Raw genomic sequence first — 21,292 nt, 5'->3', positions numbered from 1 at the left:
TATTTTACCACAAAGCAGCATAAAAGACGAGAAGGAAGGAACAAGAAGTCTAGTCCTTCTTTAAAAGTTTTCGACCGAGAAAAATGCAACAAACAATTACTGCCACATCTATCCAGAACAAGATCGGATCTGTTAAGGTGAAGAAAAAGTAGAAGGAAATGATAAGGAGAATTGCTAGAAGAGGTAAGATAATTTTTTTGTATTGTTGAAGTTTCATTTGAATGTAGCCTTTCTATTTTTTACTTATTCCAAAAAAGTGTGTTTAGGTCAGTCTCCAAAGCTAGTGCTAGGTTAATGCAAAGTTCTAGTGTGGGATTATATTTGTTGTTTTCAATCATGTTAATTGTCTGCCGCGAAACGCCAATCTGTTTGGCAAGGTCTAGTTGTGAGAGGCCTAGATTTTTCCGAAAAGTTTTCACGTGATTCATGCATTGCTCCTTATCCTAGTGTCAACTATAAGTGACTTTTGTCATTTTATTATAAATATGCTTAGAAAATATGTCAAGTATAATTGACAAAAAACTTTACATGATTCTAAAATTCTTTTTTTAAATCTTTGTGGTATAATAGTAAAGATATGACAAATGAATTTCATCATGTAACAGTTCTTTTGCACGAAACTATTGATCAGCTTAGCGTAAAACCAGATGGAGTCTATGTTGATGCCACTCTGGGTGGAGCAGGACATAGCGAATATCTTTTGAGTAAATTAGGAAAAAACGGTCATTTATATGCTTTTGATCAAGATCAGACCGCTATTGAGCATGCTCAAAAACGCTTAGCACCCTATGTGGCGCGAGGAATGGTGACTTTTATCAATGACAATTTTCGTCATTTAAAGGCTCGTTTGAATGAGCTGGGTGTTGAAGAAATTGATGGTATTTGTTATGATTTAGGAGTTTCGAGTCCGCAACTTGATGAGCGTGAGCGTGGCTTTTCCTATAAACAAGATGCTCCGCTTGATATGCGAATGAATCGTGAGGCAAAGCTAACGGCTTATGAAGTAGTTAATCAATATAGCTATCATGATTTAGTGCGGATTTTTTTCAAGTATGGAGAAGATAAATTTTCAAAACAAATTGCTCGTAAAATTGAGCAAATGCGTGAAAAGAAACCGATTGAGACCACTACGGAGTTGGCAGAGATTATTAAATCTGCTAAGCCTGCCAAGGAATTAAAGAAAAAAGGTCATCCAGCTAAACAGATTTTTCAAGCTATTCGTATTGAGGTCAATGATGAATTGGGCGCAGCAGATGAATCCATTCAACAGGCTATGGATTTGTTAGCAGTTGATGGGCGGATTTCTGTGATTACTTTTCATTCGTTAGAAGACCGCTTAACCAAGCAACTTTTTAAAGAGGCATCAACAGTGGATGTACCGAAAGGCTTACCGTTTATTCCAGAGGAATTACAGCCTAAAATGAAATTGGTCACTCGGAAACCTATTTTACCAAGTAAAGAAGAACTAGATAAAAACAATCGATCGCATTCAGCCAAGCTGCGTGTGGCGCAAAAAGTACATAAGTGAGGATTGAGATGGCAAATAATAGACCAAGAACGACTAGCCAGATACTTCAGGCGCGTATTCAAAGATTTTCTCGTGTTGAAAAGGCATTTTATGGTGCTATTGTATTGACAGCAGTTATCTTAGCAGCAAGTGTTGTCTTTATGCAGACAAAATTATTGCAAGTACAACGTGATTTAACAACTGTCAATTCAAAAATCGAAGCTAAAAGAACAGAATTGGATGATGCCAAGCAAGAAGTCAATGAATTGATCCGTAGTGAACGTTTGTCAAAATTAGCGAGTTCACAAGAAATGACCCAGAATAATGAAAATATCAGAACGGCGGAGTAAAGCATGAATGGACTCAGAAGACGAATTTTAAACCATGCTTTGAAAAATCGGAGAAATCCTAGTTATAACCGTAGACGAGTGGGGAAAAACCTAAGCGTTTTGACGGTTTTTGTCTTTTTTGTTTTCTTGATCAATTTTGCAATTATCATTGGAACTGGAAAGAAGTTTGGCGTGAACTTAGCTGAGCAAGCGAGTTTGGTGCATCAAGTGACAAGGATTGTACCCGCAAAGCGTGGGACGATTTATGACCGCAATGGTTTGCCAATAGCTGAAGACGCAACCTCCTATAATGTTTATGCTGTCATTGATAAAAGTTATAAGTCAGCAACTGGAGAAATCCTCTATGTAGAAGAATCTCAATATGATACGGTAGCTGAAGTATTCAACAAATATCTTGGCATGGACAAGGACTACGTCAAAAAACAACTATCTCGAAAAAAATTGCAGCAAGTTTCGTTTGGTCCTCAAGGAAATGGAATCAGTTATAGTAACATGAATACCATTCGTGAGGAGCTAAAAAAGGCAAAAATAAAAGGACTTGATTTTACCACCAGTCCGAATAGAAGTTACAAAAATGGGAATTTTGCTTCAGTATTTATTGGATTAGCGCAACTTCAGGAAAATAAAGATGGCAGTAAAATGCTTGTTGGTACGACAGGTTTAGAAGCCGCTTTAAACAAGACATTAGCCGGAACAAATGGGGTTATCACCTATGAAAAAGATAAAAACGGAAATATAGTACCGGGGTCTGACAAGGTTTCAAGGCAAACACAAGATGGAAAAGATGTTTATACAACCTTATCTTCAGACCTACAGTCTTTCCTTGAAACGCGGATGAATGCTTTTGTGGAAAAAGCTAAGGGAACTTATGCCAGTGCCACATTAGTCAGTGCAAAAACTGGAGAAATTCTAGCAACGACGCAGCGTCCAAGCTTTGATGCCGATACGAAGCAAGATCTGACAAAAGACTTCGCTTGGTCTAGTGCTCTCTATCAAAATCAATATGAGCCGGGCTCAACGATGAAGGTTATGACGCTTGCTGCAGCAATAGACAATAACACTTTTCCAGCAAATGAAACCTATGATAATAGTGGTTTGCAAATTGCAGATGTGACAATTCGTGACTGGCTTGTCAATATGGGGCTTTCTGAAGGGCAAACATTAACCTATGCTCAAGGTTTTGCTCTCTCTAGTAACGTGGGAATGGCCTCTCTTGAGAAAAAAATGGGTGATGAAAAATGGCTAGATTACCTTAGCAAGTTTAAATTTGGATTACCCACACGTTTTGGAATGAATTATGAAGATTACGGTGGCCTTCCGGCAGATAATATTGTAACTTATGCAATGAGTGCCTTTGGTCAAGGGATTTCAGTTACGCAAGTACAACTGTTACGGGCTTTTTCTTCCATAGCCAATGATGGCGTAATGGTTGAACCGAAATTCATCAGTGCTATTTATGATTCAAAAAGTGGTCGTGTGCGTAAGAGTTCTACAGAGGTCGTAGGACGTCCTGTTTCAAAAGAGGCTGCCAAGTCAACGAGAGACCATATGGTGAGTGTTGGTACAGATCCTATTTACGGAACCTTATATAGCAAGGCAGAAGGCGAGCCCATTATCAAAGTGCCAAACCAAAATGTGGCAGTTAAATCAGGTACAGCGCAAATTGCAGGTGAACATGGTAGTGGTTATCTAACAGGTGAAAATGATTATATCTATTCTGTTGTAGCCATGACACCAGCTGAAAATCCTGATTTTATCATGTATGTAAGCCTGAAACAGCCTTCAGAAGCTTTTCAGCCAATCTTTTGGAGAGAGGTTGTCAATCCTGTCTTAGAAGAAGCTGCAGCGATGAAAGATACCTTGAACTTGACGACACAATCTCCTGTTCTAAAATCTGTTTCAAAGGAAATGACTTACAAAATGCCATCTACTAAAAATACCAGTCCTGGTGATTTTGCAGAGGAATTACGACGCAATCTTGTGCAGCCTATCGTTTTGGGAACTGGTAAGAATATTAAAAAAGTTTCCGTGAAAGCAGATGAAGCACTGAAGTCTAATCAGCAAATCCTTATCCTAACAGATGATTTTACGGAAATGCCTGATATGTATGGTTGGACTAAGAAAAATGCTGAAACATTTGGTGATTGGTTGGGCATAAAAATCCATGTCAAAGGTAAGGGCTCAAAAGTCGTAGCTCAAAGTGTTAAGACCAACGCATCGCTCAAAAAAATAAAAGAAATAACAATTACATTAGGAGATTAGCATGTTACAAGCTATCATTGCAGGTATTGTGACTTTCGTTCTAACTTTAGTTGGAATACCTGCATTTATTCGTTTTTATCACAAAGCTCATATTTCTGGACAACAAATGCACGAAGATGTGAAACAGCACCAGGCAAAAGCTGGGACTCCTACTATGGGAGGAACGGTGTTTTTAGTAGCTTCTGTCTTATCTAGTTTTGTGATAGCTCTCATTTCTAAAGAACTCTCAAGCGCTGCCTTGATGATATTGTTTATTCTTGTTTTGTACGGCATTGTTGGTTTCTTAGATGACTTTTTAAAAGTTTTTCGCAAAATAAATGAAGGTCTAAATCCCAAGCAAAAATTAGCTCTTCAAATTATCGGTGGTATTGTTTTTTACTTCTTCTTTGACACCCACGGTGGAGGCGATTTGCTTAACGTTTTTGGTTTCCCACTTCATTTAGGTTATCTTTATATCGCTTTTGCCCTCTTTTGGTTGGTTGGTTTTTCCAATGCGGTCAATTTGACAGATGGCATTGATGGATTAGCCAGCATTTCTGTTACAATCAGTTTGGCAGCTTATGCAGTTATTGCGGTGGTTCAGCATCGTTTTGATATTTTAATTGTCATTTTGAGTATGATTGGCGGTCTGCTTGCTTTCTTTATTTTCAATCATAAACCAGCTAAAATTTTTATGGGTGATGTAGGGAGCTTAGCGCTTGGCGGTATGTTAGCAGCCATTTCGATGGCGCTTCATCAAGAATGGACGCTGCTCATCATTGGAATTGTCTATGTCTTTGAAACAACTTCGGTTATGATGCAGGTTTCTTATTTCAAATTGACCGGTGGCAAACGTATTTTTCGGATGACACCAGTTCATCATCATTTTGAACTGGGAGGTCTATCAGGTCATGGTAAAGCTTGGAGCGAATGGAAAGTTGATTTCTTTTTCTGGGGAATCGGTCTTATAGCTAGCTTACTAACACTTGCGATTTTATACTTATAAGAGAAACGACTCATTTTAAAGTAATTTAAAATGAGTTTTTTATGTAATATCCGAAAAATTTTCTAAAAATTCATAATTTTTCTGGTATTTGTATAAAAAAAGTGTATAATAGGTTCAATATTTAGTTGAAGGAGGAGAGAAATTGCTATCTTAACGAAGTAAAGTATCTTATTTTTTTACTCAAAAAGAATGTTTATTCAAGTTAGGACAAAAAATAGAATTTGCAATTTTTAATTCTTTATGCATTATTTGAACTATATTGGTTAGATAATGCAATAAATGACTTCTTTTTGAATAAATAGCATCGTGGCTCTAAAAAAATAGGTCTTTACTTTTTAAGAACATTTCGGTATAATATGCAATGTAATAAGATGTGACATTAGAGGAGGTTTATCTATGAAATCATCAAAATGGATTATTGCAACAGGAGTTGTACTAAGTGCTGGAATCTTATTGGCAGGTTGTGGCAAGTCAACTTCTAGCACGTCAACCTATTCATACGTGTACACACAAGATCCAGACACGCTGAATTATCTGATGGCAAATCGGGCAACAACTTCAGATGTTGTGACCAATTTAGTCGATGGATTGTTGGAAAATGACCAATACGGAAACTTAGTTCCAGCGCTCGCTAAGTCATGGACAGTCTCCAAAGATGGCTTGACCTATACGTATACTTTGCGTAAGGATGCAAAATGGTACACATCTGAAGGAGAAGAATATGCCGGAGTAAAAGCACAGGATTTTGTGACAGGCTTGAAATATGTCGCAGATAACAAATCCGAAGCTCTTTATCTTGTGCAGGATTCTGTCAAAGGGTTAGATGCTTATGTCAACGGGGAAACAAAAGATTTTTCAACGGTTGGTGTAAAAGCTCTCGACGACTATACAGTGCAATACACTCTAAGTCGTGCAGAACCTTATTGGAATTCAAAAACAACCAATAATATCCTCTTCCCAGTTAATGCAGATTTCTTGAAATCACAAGGAAAGAATTTTGGTTCTGTAAAACCAACTAGCATTCTTTATAACGGTCCTTATCTGTTGAAGTCTTTGACAGCTAAGTCCTCTATGGAATTTGCCAAAAATCCTCATTACTATGATAAAAAGAATGTTCACTTGGACAATATAAAATTGACCTATTATGATGGCTCGGACCAAGAAGCCCTTATTCGGAATTTTACAGATGGTGCTTATAGTACAGCTCGTCTTTATCCAAATAGTTCAAGTTTTGCTTCTGTTAAGAAACAATATGCGAACAATATTATCTATAGTTTACAAGATGCAACTAGTTACTATTACAACTTTAACTTAAATCGTCAGTCTTATAATCACACATCAAAGAAGACAGACGCTCAAAAATCTTCAACGCAAGAAGCGGTGCTAAACAAAGCTTTCCGTCAAGCCATCAACTTTGCATATGACCGTACTTCTTACGGTGCACAAAGTAATGGGAAAGATGGTGCGACAAAAGTATTGCGTAATACACTGGTACCGCCAACATTTGTTTCTATTGGAGATAAAACATTTGGTGATGTCGTATCTTCTAAATTAGTGAATTACGGTTCAGAATGGTCTAATATGAATTTGGCTGATGCACAGGATGCTTACTACAATCCAGAAAAAGCCAAAGCGAAATTTGCTCAGGCAAAAGCAGAGCTGCAAGCCAAAGGTGTTCAATTCCCAATTCATTTAGATGTACCAGTTGAACAGACTAGTAAAATTGGTGTTCAATGGGCAAGTTCAATGAAACAATCTGTTGAATCTGTCTTGGGGAAAGATAATGTTGTCATTGATATTCAGCAAATGAGCTCGGATGAATTGAATAATATTGGTTACTTTGCCAATACTGCCGCTCAAAAAGACTATGACTTATATAATGGCGGTTGGTCTGGCGACTATCAAGATCCATCCACTTATCTGGATACCTTGAACACCAAAAATGGCGGTAGTCTACAAAACTTTGGTCTGGAACCTGGTCAAGAGAATGATAAGATAAAAGCTGTTGGTTTGGATACCTACACTACGATGCTTGAAGAGGCAAATGCTGAAACCAATGAAACAGCACGTTATGAAAAATATGCCGAAGCGCAAGCGTGGTTGATTGATAGCGGTTTAACAATGCCAAATCTCTCTCTTGGAGGAACATCGTCTGTGACAAAGACTGTTCCGTTTAGTCGTTCTTACTCTTTAGTAGGTATTAAAGGTGGCTCAGGTTACTACTTTAAATATGTTGAATTACAAGACAAAATTGTGACAACTAAAGAATACGAAAATGCTAAAAAGAAATGGCTGAAAGAAAAAGAAGTGTCCAATAAAAAAGCACAAGATGACTATGAAAATCATGTGAAATAAAACAAATGCAAGAAATTTCTATGAACGACAAGTTTCATAGAAATTTCTTTTTTGTACGAAAAGAGCTGTTTTAAAATGATACTGCCTAAAATGCACATTTCGGATTGTTTATTGACAATTCCATTTTTTCAAAAAAATTTCTTGACAAGGTGTTTCTATCCTGTTATACTAATAAAGTACTCAATCGCGGGGATGGCGGAATTGGCAGACGCGCAGGACTAAGGATCCTGTGACCGCTTTAGGTCGTGAGGGTTCAAGTCCCTCTCTCCGCATCAGACAAGCTGGCTTTGGCCAGTTTTTTTGTTGGCATTGTTACATTTTATTTTATTATTTTTGAAATATGAGGAAAGAAAAACAGTTTTATAAGAGAAAACGCTTAAAAGGTTAGGAAATGCTGGTATTTTTTCCTAAAAAGTGATAAAATAAACAATGTAAATGGGGAAACCCATAAAAATAAATAGGAGGCCTAATACTAATGGCAATCGTTTCAGCAGAAAAATTTGTCCAAGCAGCTCGTGACAATGGTTATGCAGTTGGTGGATTTAATACAAACAACCTTGAGTGGACTCAAGCTATCTTGCGTGCAGCAGAAGCTAAAAAAGCTCCAGTTCTTATCCAAACTTCTATGGGTGCTGCTAAATACATGGGTGGTTATAAAGTATGTAAACTTCTCATTGAAAGCCTTGTAGAATCAATGGGAATTACTGTACCAGTTGCTATTCACCTTGACCATGGTCATTATGAAGATGCACTTGAATGTATCAAAGTTGGTTACACTTCAGTTATGTTTGATGGTTCTCATCTTCCAGTTGAAGAAAACCTTGAAAAAGCTCGCAAAGTTGTTGAATTTGCGCATGCAAATGGTGTATCAGTGGAAGCTGAAGTTGGTACTATCGGTGGTGAAGAAGACGGTATCATCGGTGACGGTGAATTGGCTCCAATTGAAGATGCAAAAGCAATGGTTGAAACTGGAATTGACTTCCTTGCAGCAGGTATTGGTAACATTCACGGACCATACCCAGCTAACTGGAAAGGTCTTCACCTTGATCACTTGCAAAAATTGACAGAAGCTGTTCCTGGTTTCCCTATCGTACTTCACGGTGGTTCAGGTATTCCTGACGACCAAATCCAAGCAGCTATTAAATTAGGTGTTGCTAAAGTAAATGTAAACACTGAATGTCAAATTGCTTTTGCTAAAGCTACTCGTAAATTTGCTGCTGAATATGAAGCAAATGAAGCAGAATACGATAAGAAGAAACTCTTTGACCCACGTAAATTCTTGAAACCAGGTTTCGAAGCAATTACAGAAGCTGTTGAAGAACGTATCGACGTATTCGGTTCAGAAGGTAAAGCTTAATTGCGCTTACCAAATAAACAGGAAAATCTCGCCTTGTGCGGGATTTTTGTTGAATAAATAAGAGATAAAAATTTGTTGGCAGGGATGGGAGAGAGGAATGGCTCAGATTAAAGAAATCAAGAAAGAGGATCAGAAGTTAGCGATTGCAGCTGAGATTTTGGCTGATTTACCAGAGTGGTTTGGTATTCCAGATAGTACTCAAGCCTATATTGAGGCGGCTAGGAAACTTCGTGTCTGGGGAGCTTATGAGGGGGCTGAGCCGCTTGGTTTCATTAGTTTGTCCTATTCCAGTGAAGACTGTGCAGAGATTGACTGCTTGGCTATCAAGAAAGACTATCATAGACAAGGAATTGGAGCAAAGCTAGTGAATGTCTTGGAAATGGCAGCAAGACAACAAGTTGACTATTTACAAGTCAAAACAGTGGCACCAGGTCATTATCCAACCTACGATAGAATTAATGCTTTCTATCAGGCTCAAGGTTTTAAAAAATTAGAAATCTTCCCTCAGCTGTGGGATTCACACAATCCCTGCATGGTTTTAATCAAGAAAATTTCCTAAAAACTTCTTGACAAAAAAATTTGACGTGTTAGAATAAGAATGTGTTGAATGCCGATTTAGCTCAGTTGGTAGAGCAACGCACTCGTAACGCGTAGGTCGTAGGTTCAAGCCCTATAATCGGCATCATTGAAGGTCTTCATTGAATTGAAGGCTTTTTTTGTTTGTAAAGTGTTGTTGCGTAAAAAAGTGCTAGAATCTGGTCAGCTTATGAAAAGCAAGTAAGTTATTCAGATTTCACGACCACTTACCTCTCCAAATGAACCACTTACTGAAAATCACTTGAATTTCACGAAACAATTGTTATAATAAAATAAAGAAAAACGAGGGGAGCGTTTATGAAAATTCGAGTAGAACTAGATTCTAATCTGGAAGAAGCAGAAATTGTCATTAAGACACCTCGTTTTGATGAGCAGATAGAGCGCATTCAGCGTTCTCTGGAAGAAGTTGCCAAACCATCTATTCTTTTTTACAAAGATACGAGCGAATATTATGTTGATTTAGCGGATATCCTCTTCTTTGAAACGGATGGAAATAAGATTTTTGCGCATGCGAGGGACAATGCTTATGAAGTCAAATTAAAACTTTATGAGTTAGAAGAACATCTGCATGCTTATTTTTGCAGGATTTCGAAGTCAACGATTGCGAATACGCGTTCCATCTATGCACTAGATCGCTCTTTTTCTGGGACGAACACTATTCAATTTTATGATACGCATAAGCAAGTGCATGTGTCTCGTCACTATTATCAATTTTTAAAAGAAAAGTTAAATGAAATGAGGTAACAATTATGAGAAAAACAATTATAGGAGTCGCTTTTATTGTATTAGCAGCGCTTGTTTTATTCCAAGGGCAGTTTGGCCTTCCCTATCTGAATATCAATATTTGGACATTAGCGGTCATTGCAGGATTTGGATATTTTTCTCTTGATAATTTCTTGAAGAGAAATTGGGCGGCTGGGTTTATATTTGGCTATATTGCTTTAGTCATTGCTAATAGTCATTATCATTTCCTTCAAATTTCTAGCGGAACATTATTTGGTGCTAGTGTTTTGGCATGTATCGGACTGAGTTTGATTTTCAAGCCTCAAAATATCTGGTCTCGTCATCAGCAATGGAAGGAAGTATGACTTCAGGTGATGGAGATATTGCTTTTGGTAGTGGTACTCGCTATATCAATTCGGAAGATTTCACCTATGAAACGCTAGATTGTGCCTTTGGGAATGCTACTGTTTATTTTGACAATGCTACGATTAAAGGCGATTCCGCGACCTTTGATATTGATGTTTCTTTTGGGAATGCTACATTATATGTGCCAAGCAACTGGCATGTGGAGTTGAATGTAGATAATGCTTTTGGGACAGTGACCAATCCCCGTAATATCAATGTGAAAGACAAGACTCTCTATGTAAAAGGAGACGTATCGTTTGGTCGTTTAGGAATTATTTATATTTAAAATCTAGAAAAGTTATTGATTTAGCTGAATTTTGAAATATAAAGGAAATAGTCTTGCAAAATCTTAAAAATTGTGATAAAATTTTACAGTATGTGGTATAAAGCCCGTGAAACTAATCAGGAGGACAAGTATAAATGGCAAAAGTATGTTACTTTACAGGTCGTAAAACTGTATCAGGAAACAACCGCTCTCACGCAATGAACCAAACAAAACGTACTGTGAAACCAAATCTTCAAAAGGTGACAATCTTAGTTGATGGTAAACCTAAGAAAGTTTGGGCTTCAGCACGTGCCCTTAAATCAGGCAAAGTTGAACGCGTTTAATCAACGAAAGAATGAACCTTTGAGAGGTTCATTTTCTTTTGCATAAGAAAGCGGATTACGGGTCTATCTTTTCAAGATAAGTAAAAGAAGAATTCAATATTGACGGAATCCTTTTTAATTATGTACTCTCTCTTTTACAGTCCGCGTAAAATATGGTAAAATAAACTATAAAATACTTTTGAGGTAGAAATTATGACTGTAAAAATCAATACAAAAGATGGTCAAATTGAGCTGACAGATGATGTCATTGCGACAATCGTTGGCGGGGCAGCAACTGAAATTTTTGGTGTAGTCGGAATGGCCAGCAAAAATGCCATTAAAGATAATTTCCAAGCTTTGTTGGGCAAAGAAAATTATGCGAAAGGCGTTGTAGTAAAGACAACGGAAGAAGGTAGCATTGCTGTTGATGTTTATACAGTTTTGAGCTATGGTACCAAGATTAGTGAAGTGTCTAAAAATATTCAAGAGCGTGTGAAATTCAGTCTTGAAAATCAGCTTGGAATTACTGCTGAAACAGTAAATGTCTATATCCAAAATATTAAAGTTGTAGGAGAATAATCGTGTCAAATATTACTACTAGTTTATTTCAAGAAATGGTGCAGTCTGCATCTACTCGTTTGAATAAACAGGCTGAATATGTCAATTCTTTAAATGTTTTTCCTGTGCCAGACGGTGACACAGGTACCAATATGGGAATGACCATTGAAAATGGTGCAAAAGAAGTTGCGGACAAATCTGCTTCTACTGTCGGTGAAGTAGCTGGAATTTTTGCAAAAGGTCTCTTGATGGGTGCGCGTGGGAATTCGGGTGTTATCACGTCTCAGCTTTTCCGCGGTTTCTCTCAAAGTGTGAAAGAAAAGGAAGAATTAACAGGACAAGATTTAGCCCTTGCTTTTCAATCTGGAGTGGAAGTAGCCTACAAAGCTGTGATGAAACCGGTTGAAGGAACTATTTTGACTGTTTCTCGCGGAGCTGCAATTGGCGCCAAGAAAAAAGCAGAAGAGACAGACGATGCAGTTGCCGTTATGCAAGCTGCACTTGAGGGTGCAAAAACAGCACTTGCTAAAACGCCAGATATGCTACCAGTCTTAAAAGAAGTCGGTGTTGTGGACTCTGGTGGTCAAGGTCTTGTTTTCATTTATGAAGGATTTTTATCAGCATTGACAGGCGAATACATTGCGTCTGAAGAATTTCAAGCAACGCCTGCAACTATGACGGAAATGATCAATGCAGAGCACCATAAGTCAGTGGCTAGTCATGTGGCAACAGAAGATATCAAATACGGCTATTGTACAGAAATCATGGTAGCTTTGAAAAAAGGTCCAACGTATGTTAAAGAATTTGACTATGATGAATTCCGCAACTACTTGAATGAACTGGGCGACTCACTTCTTGTCGTAAACGATGATGAAATCGTAAAAGTTCACGTTCACACGGAAGACCCTGGTCTGGTTATGCAAGAAGGCTTGAAATACGGAAGCCTTGTCAAAGTCAAAGTAGACAACATGCGCAATCAACACGAAGCGCAGGTTGAAAAAGAAGAACGCGAAAGTAGCCAACCAATAGAAGAAAAAGAATATGCTGTCATTGCAGTTGTTGCAGGAGAAGGCTTGTCAGACATCTTTAAAGCACAAGGAGTGGACTATATCATTTCTGGTGGGCAAACGATGAATCCTTCAACAGAAGACTTCATTAAAGCTGTTGAGCAGGTCAATGCACGCAACATTATTATCCTGCCAAACAACAAAAACATTTTCATGGCGGCGCAATCAGCGGCGGAAGTGATTGAACAACCTGCTGCAGTGATTGAAACAAGAACGATTCCGCAAGGATTAACAAGTCTTCTGGCTTTTGACCCAAGCAAATCCATTGAAGAAAATCATGATCGGATGACAGCTGCACTTGCAGATGTTGTCAGTGGTAGTGTGACGACAGCTGTTCGTGATACAACGATTGATGGTCTTGAAATTCATGAAAACGATAATCTTGGCATGGTCGATGGAAAAATTGTTGTTTCTAATCCAGATATGTTGACAACATTGAATGAAACGTTCAGTAACATGTTAGATGCAGATAGTGAAATTGTGACGATTTACATCGGTGAAGATGGAAGTGAAGACTTGGCCAATGAATTAGCGCAAGACATTACTGAAAAATTTGAAGATGTAGAAGTAGAAATCCACAATGGCGGACAGCCAGTTTATCCATACCTCTTTAGTGTTGAATAAAACAAAGGAATTATTGCAAAGGGCGACTTGATTAAGTCGTCTTTTTTTGTGACATTTGTCATGCCAAGCAATGACAAAATCATCTAGTGAGAAGGAATGAGAAAGCTTATAATAGGTTTATAAAAGAAAGGTAAGGAGTTAAGTATGAGGCTTTGGTTGATGAAAGCGATAATGTTAACAGTGATTGGCATCGTATGTTATAGACTGACTATGACTAACGGAGGTTCTATCTATCATTTCCCTTGGGAAGTCTTTGCTACTTTGGGAATCGCTGGCTATGTCTTGAAGGAAGTTGCCAAATTGTTTAAGTTAGGAGAGAAGAAATGAGTGAGAAAAAACAGTTGCTTTTCTTTGTTGCCTTTGGTTTTGCCTTGTCAGGTCTTGAGATGGCGACAGGTCTTCTGAGCCAGCTATTGCCTAGAGAGTTTTATATGGTGGCATGGGCTCTTCTAGTCCTGGTTTATGTCATCTGGCCTGCACTACTCGATGTTATAAAGGAGTTTTATCATGAATTTGATTGAAGTGAATCATTTGTCTAAAGAAATCCGTGGGAAAGAAATTTTGAAAGATATTTCTTTTACGATTAACGACGGAGAATGCGTGGCATTGATTGGTCTGAATGGAGCTGGGAAAACAACTCTCATGGATTGTTTGTTAGGGGATAAATTTCTTACAAGTGGACAGGCTCGCGTGCAAGGATTAAAACCGACAGATGACCAGTTAAAGCAAGTGGTTGCTATTTTGCCACAAGAAAATACAGTAGTGGAAGATTTGAAAGTAAAAGAACTATTGAACTTTTTTCAAAATATTTACCCAAACAGTCTAACCAATCAGGAAATTGATGCTCTGTTAAAATTTACGGATAAGCAAAAAGAGCAGTTGGCTTCTAAATTATCCGGTGGTCAAAAACGCCTGTTTTCCTTTATTTTAGCTCTTATCGGTCGGCCGAAGATACTCTTTTTAGATGAGCCGACTTCTGCTATGGATACTTCCACTCGGCAGCATTTTTGGGAAATTGTGAATGAATTGAAGAAAAAGGGTGTGACCATTATTTACTCTTCTCATTATATTGAGGAAGTGGAGCATACAGCAGATCGTATTTTGGTGCTTCACAAGGGTGAATTGATTCGTGATACGACGCCTTATGCTATGCGTAGCGAAGAGCAAGAAAAACACTTTACTATTCCGCTTTCTTACCAGGCTATTTTAGAACAATTACCTGAAGTGACTGACATTGAAGTAAAACAAAATGCTCTTTCCTTTGCGACACAGGGAGCTACATCTGTGTGGAAAGCTTTACAAGAGGCAGGTTGTACGATTGAAGAAATTGAGGTGCGCAATCGGACACTATTGGATAGTATTTTTGAGACAACGCAAGAGTAAAAGGAGAAACACCATGAAAAATATGACCAGTTTAATGAAGATTGAATTGATTTTAATGAAGCGTCAAGCGGCTTATTATCTACTGTCTATCGGTTTACCTAGTGTCTTTTATCTGATTTTTTCAGGAGTGATGTCAAGCGACACACCAGCCAGTGTACTTCAGCTATATCTCTTTTCAATGACAGTTTTCAGTATCATGTCGAGTGCTTTCTTTAGTATTCCGAGCTCTTTGCAATCTGATAAAACCAATAATTGGCAAAAAATGATTCAACACTCACCTGTTTCTATGGTAGAATATTATATATCCAAACTTTTTAGCGCTTTGCTGACTTTTCTTCTTTCCATTATCGTTGTTTTTTCTGTTGGACATTTTGTTCGTGGAGTGAATTTACCGATGGTGGATTGGTTGATGATTGCTGTTTTAATACTCGGTGGTAGCTTAGTTTTTATCGCTATGGGGGTACTGGTTAGCTTGCTTCCTAGCGCTCAGCTCATGTCTGTTGTGGGCAATATTGTCTATATGGCTTTGGCAGTTCTGGGTGGTCTTTGGTTTCCTTTAAGCATGTTTCCAGATTGGCTTCGCCCTATCGGAAAACTAATGCCTAGTTATCAGCTTATGCAGGTTGTGTCTTCTTATTTGGAACATCGTGAGTTTAATGTTTCTGCAGTGCTGATTGTTCTAGTTTATACAGTAGGAGTTAGTCTTGTAGTTTTACAACTTAAAAAGCATATTGAGGTAAAATAATTCTATGTGGAAAAAACTAAAAAACATTCATTACATGTTTCATATTGCTTTAGTTTTTATTATTTTTCCAATAGCGGGGGTCATCGGTGGGGACTACTCGCTTTTGCTCTTGCTGTGGACAGCATTTTTTATCGGAGCTTATTACAATCTTTTACTCGATAATCATCCATTTCATCAGTGGCTTTCCTGGTGGATCATGATTGCCTACATTTTTTATAGTTCAATCTGGTTAAATCCAGGTTATGTTTGGTACATCTTTTATCTATCAAATCTGCTCATCTATCATTTTAATGAATTTTCTTTTAAATCTTGGCGCTTTTGGTCCTTTTTTGCCTTACAGCCAATCATTCTGTTTTCTATTTTTCTGAAAAATCCGAGTGATTTATCCTATCTGATATTTTTAATTGTGACCTTTATCTTTGCAGATTTATTAACCTTTGGATTGTATCGTATGCAGGTGGCTGCATTGCTCCAAGAGGAAAAAAGAAAACAAAATGCGCAGCTCAATCTGTTTCTAGCTGAAAACGAGCGCAATCGAATTGGTCGGGATTTGCATGACAGTCTAGGGCATACCTTTGCCATGCTCAGTGTCAAGACGGAATTGGCACAGCAATTTCTTCAAATGCAAGCCTATGAGAAAGCTGGAAAAGAATTGCAGGAAGTGCATGAGATTAGCAAGCAATCCATGGCAGATGTGCGACGGATTATTGATAATCTCAAAACACGAACTCTGGCTGATGAATTGGTGACTATTCAAGCTATGCTGGAAATGAGCGGGATTCAAGTTCAGCTTGAAAATCAATTAAATGTTGCAAGTATTCCGGCTGCTGTGCAGTCTGGGATTAGTATGATTTTACTGGAATTGACGACCAATATTATAAAGCATGCTCAAGCAAAAGAGTGCACTTTAAAACTTTTTGCTGACGAGAAAACCATTTTTTTAGATGTACAAGATGACGGTATCGGTTTTCAAGAAATGACAGCTAAGGAGCTGCATTCTGTTCGTGATCGCTTGCTTCCTTTATTTGGTCAAGTGGACATTTTAAGCAGGAAACACCCAACTCATATTCGAGTACAATTACCTTTTGGAGGTGGAGAAGAATGAAGTTATTAGTCGCAGAAGATCAGAGCATGTTACGCGATGCTTTGTGTCAATTACTGGATATGCAACCTGATGTTGAAATGGTTCATCAAGTTGCTGATGGTCAGGAAGCAATGGATTTGTTGCAATCCCAAAAGGTAGATGTGGCTATTTTAGATGTGGAAATGCCTCAAAAAACAGGTTTAGATGTTTTAGAATGGATTAAGTCTCATTATCCAAAAATAAAAGTGATTATTGTTACCACTTTTAAACGTCCGGGCTATTTTGAAAGAGCGGTAAAAGCTGATGTGGATGCTTATGTTTTAAAAGAACGCAGCATAGCCGACCTTATGAAAACGATTCACACTGTGTTAGACGGAAAAAAAGAATATTCTCCTGAGTTGATGGAAGTCATGATGACAAGTAAGAATCCCTTGTCCAATCAGGAAATTTTGGTTTTGCAAGCAGCAGCAAGAGGTCTGTCTAGTAAAGAAATTGCTCAAAAGCTTTATCTATCAAATGGCACTATCCGCAATTACATGTCTAGTATTTTAACGAAATTAACAGCAGAAAATCGTTTGGAAGCAGTGCGGATTGCTCAAGAAAATGGATGGATCTAGATTAGATATTGTGATAGAGGAATGCCACTAGATTTAATATAGTGATTTTGCTAATTTTTATCGCTTTTGTTTGATAAACACTTTTAAGTGTGCTATAATTTTGGAAAAAGAAGATAGGAGTTTCATATCATGTTATTTTACATATTGCCAATTATTGTTGTTGTCGCAGTTATTCTCATTCTTTTTAGTTCCTTATATGTTGTTCGTCAACAGTCTGTAGCGATTATAGAGCGTTTTGGGAAATATCAAAAACTTAGCAATAGCGGAATTCATTTGCGTTTGCCATTTGGTATTGACCGTATTGCAGCACGTGTGCAATTACGTCTCTTGCAAAGTGAGATTGTTGTTGAAACGAAGACACAAGATAATGTATTTGTCATGATGAATGTCGCTACACAATATCGCGTTAATGAAAATAATGTAACAGATGCTTACTATAAATTGATCCGTCCAGAAGCACAAATTAAATCTTATATTGAAGATGCTCTGCGCTCATCTGTTCCAAAATTAACATTAGATGAATTGTTTGAAAAGAAAGATGAAATCGCACTTGAAGTACAAAAACAAGTAGCAGAAGAAATGTCTACTTATGGTTATATCATCGTAAAAACCTTGATTACCAAAGTTGAGCCAGACGCAGAAGTCAAGCAGTCGATGAACGAGATTAACGCTGCTCAACGGAAACGTGTTGCTGCGCAAGAATTAGCTGAAGCTGACAAAATTAAAATTGTAACTGCCGCAGAAGCTGAAGCCGAAAAAGACCGCCTTCATGGGGTTGGTATTGCGGAACAACGAAAAGCGATTGTGGATGGTTTGGCAGATTCTATCAAAGAGTTAAAAGGTGCAAATGTTGAATTGAAAGAAGAACAAATCATGTCCATTCTTTTAACCAACCAATATCTTGACACATTGAATAATTTTGCAGATAATAAGGGAAATAATACAATTTTCTTACCGGCTAATCCTGATGGAGTGGAAAGTATTCGAACGCAAATTTTATCAGCACTCAAAGCTAAATAAGGAATATTCTGAATTGTTTTATTCGTCAAAATAAGTAGTCTTTTTCATTGACAAAAGAAATAAAAAGATTTAAAATATTTAGTTAGAAACAATAAAATAGGAGAAGGAAATGGCTAAGTCTAACTTTGAAAAAGTAGAATCAGTTGTTAGCTGGGTTCGTGATAAGAAAATCACGGGTTATCGCATCAGTAAAGAGACGAACGCTCGTGAAATGTCTATTATCGCCCTTGCTCAAGGACGTGCTAAAGTGAAGAATATTTCATTTGAAACCGCTCTTGGTTTGATTGATTTTTACGACAAAAATCATGAAAAATTCGAAAACTAAATGTTGAATTTTTAGCAGGCTACCAGCCTGCTTTTTTATTTTGTTATTGTATAATAGCAAAATTTTAGATTAAAATAATAAATAATTATAAACAAAAAAACATATTTATTCAAATAATATCGGATACTTTAAATGAATATTTTTACAAAAAAATTACAAAACGATTTCTATAAATAGAATTTGTTCAAAAAATATTCTTTAAAAATAGAATTTTATTTTTTGCAAAAGAATGTTCTGTGAAATGTGCATTTAAACATATTCTTTTGTTTGAATAAAAATTAGTTCTTTCAGAAGAAATTTCAGAGAGAAAAAGACGAGGCGAAAGTAAATCTTTCAGCCTCGTCTTTTAGAGAGTTATTTTAGGTAACGTTGTAAAAATTCTTTTGTACGTTCTTTTTTAGGGTGAGTGAAAATGTCCTCTGGTCTGCCTTCTTCGGCAATGATGCCTTTGTCCATGAAAATGACACGGTTGGAAACGTCGCGAGCAAATTCCATTTCATGGGTGACGACAATCATGGTTAAACCTTCTTGAGCAAGGTCTTTCATAATTTTCAGTACTTCACCGACCATTTCAGGGTCAAGGGCTGATGTTGGTTCATCAAATAAAATGGCATCTGGATTCATGGACAAGGCGCGTGCAATAGCGACACGTTGTTTTTGTCCGCCAGAGAGTTGTTTTGGCTTTGCTTGCCAGTAAAGCTCGCCCATACCGACCTTTTCAAGATTATCTTTAGCAATTTTTTCAGCCTCTGCTCGTTCTCGCTTGAGAACAGTCGTCTGTGCGACAATGGTATTTTCAAGAACATTGAGATTTTCAAAAAGGTTGAAACTTTGGAAAACCATCCCCAATTTTTCACGGTAGTGGGTGAGATTATAATTTTCTTCTAGCACATTTTCACCGCGGTAAAGGATTTCTCCGCCACTTGGTTCTTCAAGGAGATTGATAGAGCGCAAGAAGGTTGATTTGCCACTACCAGAGCTTCCGATGATAGAGATGACTTCGCCGGAGTGGACAGTGAGAGAAATATCTTTTAAAACTTCATTCTGTCCATAGGATTTTTTGAGATGCTTAATTTCTAAAATAATATCACTCATGCTTTGATTCCTTTCGTTTACATTTGATTAGCGCCCGTTGTGTATTCATCTGTGTCAAAACGGCGTTCTACATAGCGAAGAATGCGAGTGACAGTAAATGTTAGAACAAAGTAGATAACAGCAATAATAGTGAAAGTTTGGAAATATTGGTAAGTTTGAGTGGCAATAGTATTTCCGGAGAAATAAAGTTCAACAACGGAGATAACATTTAGTACGGAAGTATCTTTGATATTGATGACAAATTCATTCCCTGTAGCAGGTAGAATATTGCGCACGACTTGTGGCAGAACAACTTTGCGCATAGTTTGGTTATGTGTCATTCCCAGAGCAGTCGCGGCTTCAAATTGTCCTTTGTCAACGGCGAAAATCCCTCCGCGGACAATTTCACTCATATAAGCACCGGTGTTGATTGAAACGATGAAAATAGCAGCGATTGTCCGATCAATAGAAACCCCAAAAGCTTGTGCTGTGCCGTAGTAAATAACCATAGACTGAACAATCATAGGTGTTCCGCGGAAAATTTCAATATAGATATTCAAGAACCAGCCGAATAAAGTTTGTAAAACAGAGAGAGCTTTATTCTTGGCAGTAGGAGCTGTGCGGTAGACGCCGATTAAGAGACCAATGATGAGCCCTGCAATTGTACCAGTAATGGAGATGAGAAGAGTTAAACCAGCTCCGCGCAGAAATTGGGGCCAGTTGTCTTTCAGAATCTTTGTAACTTGTCCAAAGAAACTTGTCTTATCTTGATTAGATTCTGTCTCAACAGGCTGATTTTGGATCATCTTGTCCATTAAAGCGACTTGGTCTTTGGCGCTGATTTTGGCAATTGCAGCATTGACTTGCTCTAGACGATTGTCATTCTTGCGCATTCCGATTGCAATGGTAGCATCTTCCTCACTAACTTCAAAACCTTTTTTGAACTGAATCATTTTAAATTTTGAGTTAGCGGCTTCTGCGGTGAGGGCTTCGGGGCGCTCAGAGATGTAGCCGTCTATCACTCCTGACTCAAGCGCTTGGCGCATTTGAGCAAAGTCCCCCATTGCGGTTTCTTGCTTAGCACCAGTCAATTGGGAAATCAGATTATAGAGATAGACACCTTGCTGGGACGTGATTTTTGCCCCTTTGAAGTCATTCAAGGTTTTGGCATTGGCATAGGTGCTGTCTTTTCTGACCAGTACCACTGGCTCACTGCTGTAATAGCTATTGGAAAAAGCGATTTCTTTTTTCCGTTCAGCAGTTGGACTCATCCCAGCGACAATCATGTCTAATTTACCTGATGTTAAAGCAGGAATCAATCCATTCCAAGAAGTTTTGACCACTAATGGTTTTTTGCCCAATTCTTTTGCAACTTGTTTTGCAATTTGGACATCGTAACCGTTAGCATATTGATTGGTGCCTTCGATTTTGACGGCACCGTTTTTGTCGTCATCTTGCGTCCAGTTGAAAGGAGCATAGGCCGCTTCCATTCCGATGCGCAGGTATTCATCGGCTTGAGTTCTATTTGCAAATCCGAAACTAAGTAGCAGAAGTGCTAATAGAGATAAGAATAATTTTTTCATATTTTCTCCTCATCTAAAAATATCTTCCTTCCATTGTACCGAAAAATGGCATGCTTTTCAATATTGGTAAACCCTTACTTGAA

At 37.8% G+C, this 21,292-nt stretch carries 22 protein-coding genes, 2 tRNA genes and 1 pseudogene; 22 read left to right on the top strand and 3 right to left on the bottom strand.

Annotation, left to right across the window (positions count from 1 at the left end; genetic code table 11):
* Positions 1–239 precede the first annotated feature (239 nt).
* Positions 240–428 (bottom strand): helix-turn-helix transcriptional regulator, encoded by a 189-nt coding sequence (locus tag FQ204_RS08735; protein WP_144210724.1) that lies wholly within the window; start codon positions 426–428, stop codon positions 240–242.
* Positions 429–577: 149 nt separating this feature from the next.
* Between FQ204_RS08735 and rsmH the strand changes: the two genes are divergently transcribed.
* The 22 genes and pseudogenes from rsmH (at position 578) to FQ204_RS08625 (ending at position 18,552) form a co-directional block, all read left to right on the top strand.
* Entirely contained in the window at positions 578–1,528 is a 951-nt protein-coding gene (gene rsmH, locus FQ204_RS08730) for a 16S rRNA (cytosine(1402)-N(4))-methyltransferase RsmH (RefSeq protein WP_144210722.1), read from the top strand.
* Positions 1,529–1,536: 8 nt separating this feature from the next.
* On the top strand, positions 1,537–1,857 hold the full coding sequence (ftsL, locus tag FQ204_RS08725; RefSeq protein WP_144210720.1) for a cell division protein FtsL: 321 nt from the start codon (positions 1,537–1,539) through the stop codon (positions 1,855–1,857).
* A gap of 3 nt (positions 1,858–1,860) precedes the next feature.
* Complete coding sequence (gene pbp2X, locus FQ204_RS08720; protein WP_144210718.1) at positions 1,861–4,119, top strand: penicillin-binding protein PBP2X; 2,259 nt, start codon at positions 1,861–1,863, stop codon at positions 4,117–4,119.
* A gap of 1 nt (position 4,120) precedes the next feature.
* Positions 4,121–5,104 carry a phospho-N-acetylmuramoyl-pentapeptide-transferase gene (gene mraY / locus FQ204_RS08715; RefSeq protein WP_144210716.1) on the top strand — a complete coding sequence of 328 codons (984 nt, stop codon included), beginning with the start codon at positions 4,121–4,123 and terminating at the stop codon, positions 5,102–5,104.
* 396 nt (positions 5,105–5,500) lie between these two features.
* The gene (locus FQ204_RS08710; RefSeq protein WP_144210714.1) at positions 5,501–7,459 is read left to right on the top strand and encodes a peptide ABC transporter substrate-binding protein; all 1,959 of its coding nucleotides are present in this window, start codon (positions 5,501–5,503) and stop codon (positions 7,457–7,459) included.
* A 186-nt stretch (positions 7,460–7,645) separates the two neighbouring features.
* Positions 7,646–7,731, top strand: a tRNA-Leu gene (locus FQ204_RS08705).
* Between the two features lie 203 nt (positions 7,732–7,934).
* Positions 7,935–8,816 (top strand): class II fructose-bisphosphate aldolase, encoded by an 882-nt coding sequence (locus tag FQ204_RS08700; RefSeq protein ID WP_003070319.1) that lies wholly within the window; start codon positions 7,935–7,937, stop codon positions 8,814–8,816.
* Positions 8,817–8,913: 97 nt separating this feature from the next.
* Positions 8,914–9,375 (top strand): GNAT family N-acetyltransferase, encoded by a 462-nt coding sequence (locus FQ204_RS08695; protein WP_144210712.1) that lies wholly within the window; start codon positions 8,914–8,916, stop codon positions 9,373–9,375.
* A gap of 50 nt (positions 9,376–9,425) precedes the next feature.
* Positions 9,426–9,498, top strand: a tRNA-Thr gene (locus tag FQ204_RS08690).
* Positions 9,499–9,710: 212 nt separating this feature from the next.
* Positions 9,711–10,157 carry a LytTR family DNA-binding domain-containing protein gene (locus FQ204_RS08685; protein WP_144210710.1) on the top strand — a complete coding sequence of 149 codons (447 nt, stop codon included), beginning with the start codon at positions 9,711–9,713 and terminating at the stop codon, positions 10,155–10,157.
* A gap of 5 nt (positions 10,158–10,162) precedes the next feature.
* A pseudogene (locus tag FQ204_RS08680) lies at positions 10,163–10,827 on the top strand (LiaF transmembrane domain-containing protein).
* A gap of 134 nt (positions 10,828–10,961) precedes the next feature.
* Positions 10,962–11,150: a 50S ribosomal protein L28 gene (gene rpmB / locus FQ204_RS08675; RefSeq protein WP_003025909.1), complete on the top strand. Its 189-nt coding sequence runs from the start codon at positions 10,962–10,964 to the stop codon at positions 11,148–11,150.
* A gap of 192 nt (positions 11,151–11,342) precedes the next feature.
* Positions 11,343–11,708 carry an Asp23/Gls24 family envelope stress response protein gene (locus FQ204_RS08670; protein ID WP_003025907.1) on the top strand — a complete coding sequence of 122 codons (366 nt, stop codon included), beginning with the start codon at positions 11,343–11,345 and terminating at the stop codon, positions 11,706–11,708.
* A gap of 2 nt (positions 11,709–11,710) precedes the next feature.
* Positions 11,711–13,378, top strand: coding sequence for a DAK2 domain-containing protein (locus FQ204_RS08665; RefSeq protein WP_144210708.1), 1,668 nt, complete (start codon positions 11,711–11,713; stop codon positions 13,376–13,378).
* 159 nt (positions 13,379–13,537) lie between these two features.
* Positions 13,538–13,705 carry a hypothetical protein gene (locus tag FQ204_RS08660; protein ID WP_260843578.1) on the top strand — a complete coding sequence of 56 codons (168 nt, stop codon included), beginning with the start codon at positions 13,538–13,540 and terminating at the stop codon, positions 13,703–13,705.
* Positions 13,702–13,899 carry a hypothetical protein gene (locus FQ204_RS08655; RefSeq protein WP_144210704.1) on the top strand — a complete coding sequence of 66 codons (198 nt, stop codon included), beginning with the start codon at positions 13,702–13,704 and terminating at the stop codon, positions 13,897–13,899. The genes FQ204_RS08660 and FQ204_RS08655 overlap by 4 nt, the downstream gene beginning before the upstream one ends.
* Positions 13,886–14,761, top strand: a complete 876-nt coding sequence (locus FQ204_RS08650) for an ABC transporter ATP-binding protein (RefSeq protein ID WP_144210702.1) — start codon at positions 13,886–13,888, stop codon at positions 14,759–14,761. The genes FQ204_RS08655 and FQ204_RS08650 overlap by 14 nt, the downstream gene beginning before the upstream one ends.
* A gap of 13 nt (positions 14,762–14,774) precedes the next feature.
* Entirely contained in the window at positions 14,775–15,506 is a 732-nt protein-coding gene (locus FQ204_RS08645; RefSeq protein WP_144210700.1) for an ABC transporter permease, read from the top strand.
* A gap of 4 nt (positions 15,507–15,510) precedes the next feature.
* The gene (locus FQ204_RS08640) at positions 15,511–16,611 is read left to right on the top strand and encodes a sensor histidine kinase (protein WP_144210698.1); all 1,101 of its coding nucleotides are present in this window, start codon (positions 15,511–15,513) and stop codon (positions 16,609–16,611) included.
* Positions 16,608–17,207 carry a response regulator transcription factor gene (locus tag FQ204_RS08635; RefSeq protein WP_144210696.1) on the top strand — a complete coding sequence of 200 codons (600 nt, stop codon included), beginning with the start codon at positions 16,608–16,610 and terminating at the stop codon, positions 17,205–17,207. Before FQ204_RS08640 ends, FQ204_RS08635 begins: the two co-directional genes overlap by 4 nt.
* Positions 17,208–17,336: 129 nt before the next feature.
* The gene (locus tag FQ204_RS08630) at positions 17,337–18,227 is read left to right on the top strand and encodes an SPFH domain-containing protein (protein ID WP_144210694.1); all 891 of its coding nucleotides are present in this window, start codon (positions 17,337–17,339) and stop codon (positions 18,225–18,227) included.
* A 109-nt stretch (positions 18,228–18,336) separates the two neighbouring features.
* On the top strand, positions 18,337–18,552 hold the full coding sequence (locus tag FQ204_RS08625) for a hypothetical protein (RefSeq protein WP_003025899.1): 216 nt from the start codon (positions 18,337–18,339) through the stop codon (positions 18,550–18,552).
* A 354-nt stretch (positions 18,553–18,906) separates the two neighbouring features.
* Here FQ204_RS08625 and FQ204_RS08620 read toward each other — a convergent pair whose 3' ends face one another.
* Complete coding sequence (locus tag FQ204_RS08620; RefSeq protein WP_144210692.1) at positions 18,907–19,647, bottom strand: amino acid ABC transporter ATP-binding protein; 741 nt, start codon at positions 19,645–19,647, stop codon at positions 18,907–18,909.
* Between the two features lie 17 nt (positions 19,648–19,664).
* On the bottom strand, positions 19,665–21,209 hold the full coding sequence (locus tag FQ204_RS08615) for an ABC transporter substrate-binding protein/permease (protein ID WP_144210690.1): 1,545 nt from the start codon (positions 21,207–21,209) through the stop codon (positions 19,665–19,667).
* Positions 21,210–21,292: the final 83 nt, after the last annotated feature.

It is taken from the genome of Streptococcus constellatus, from assembly GCF_902167705.1.
Taxonomy (GTDB): Bacteria; Bacillota; Bacilli; order Lactobacillales; family Streptococcaceae; genus Streptococcus; species Streptococcus constellatus_A.
The sequence above is the reverse complement of the archived record's forward strand: the minus strand, read 5'-3'. Positions and strand labels throughout refer to the sequence as shown.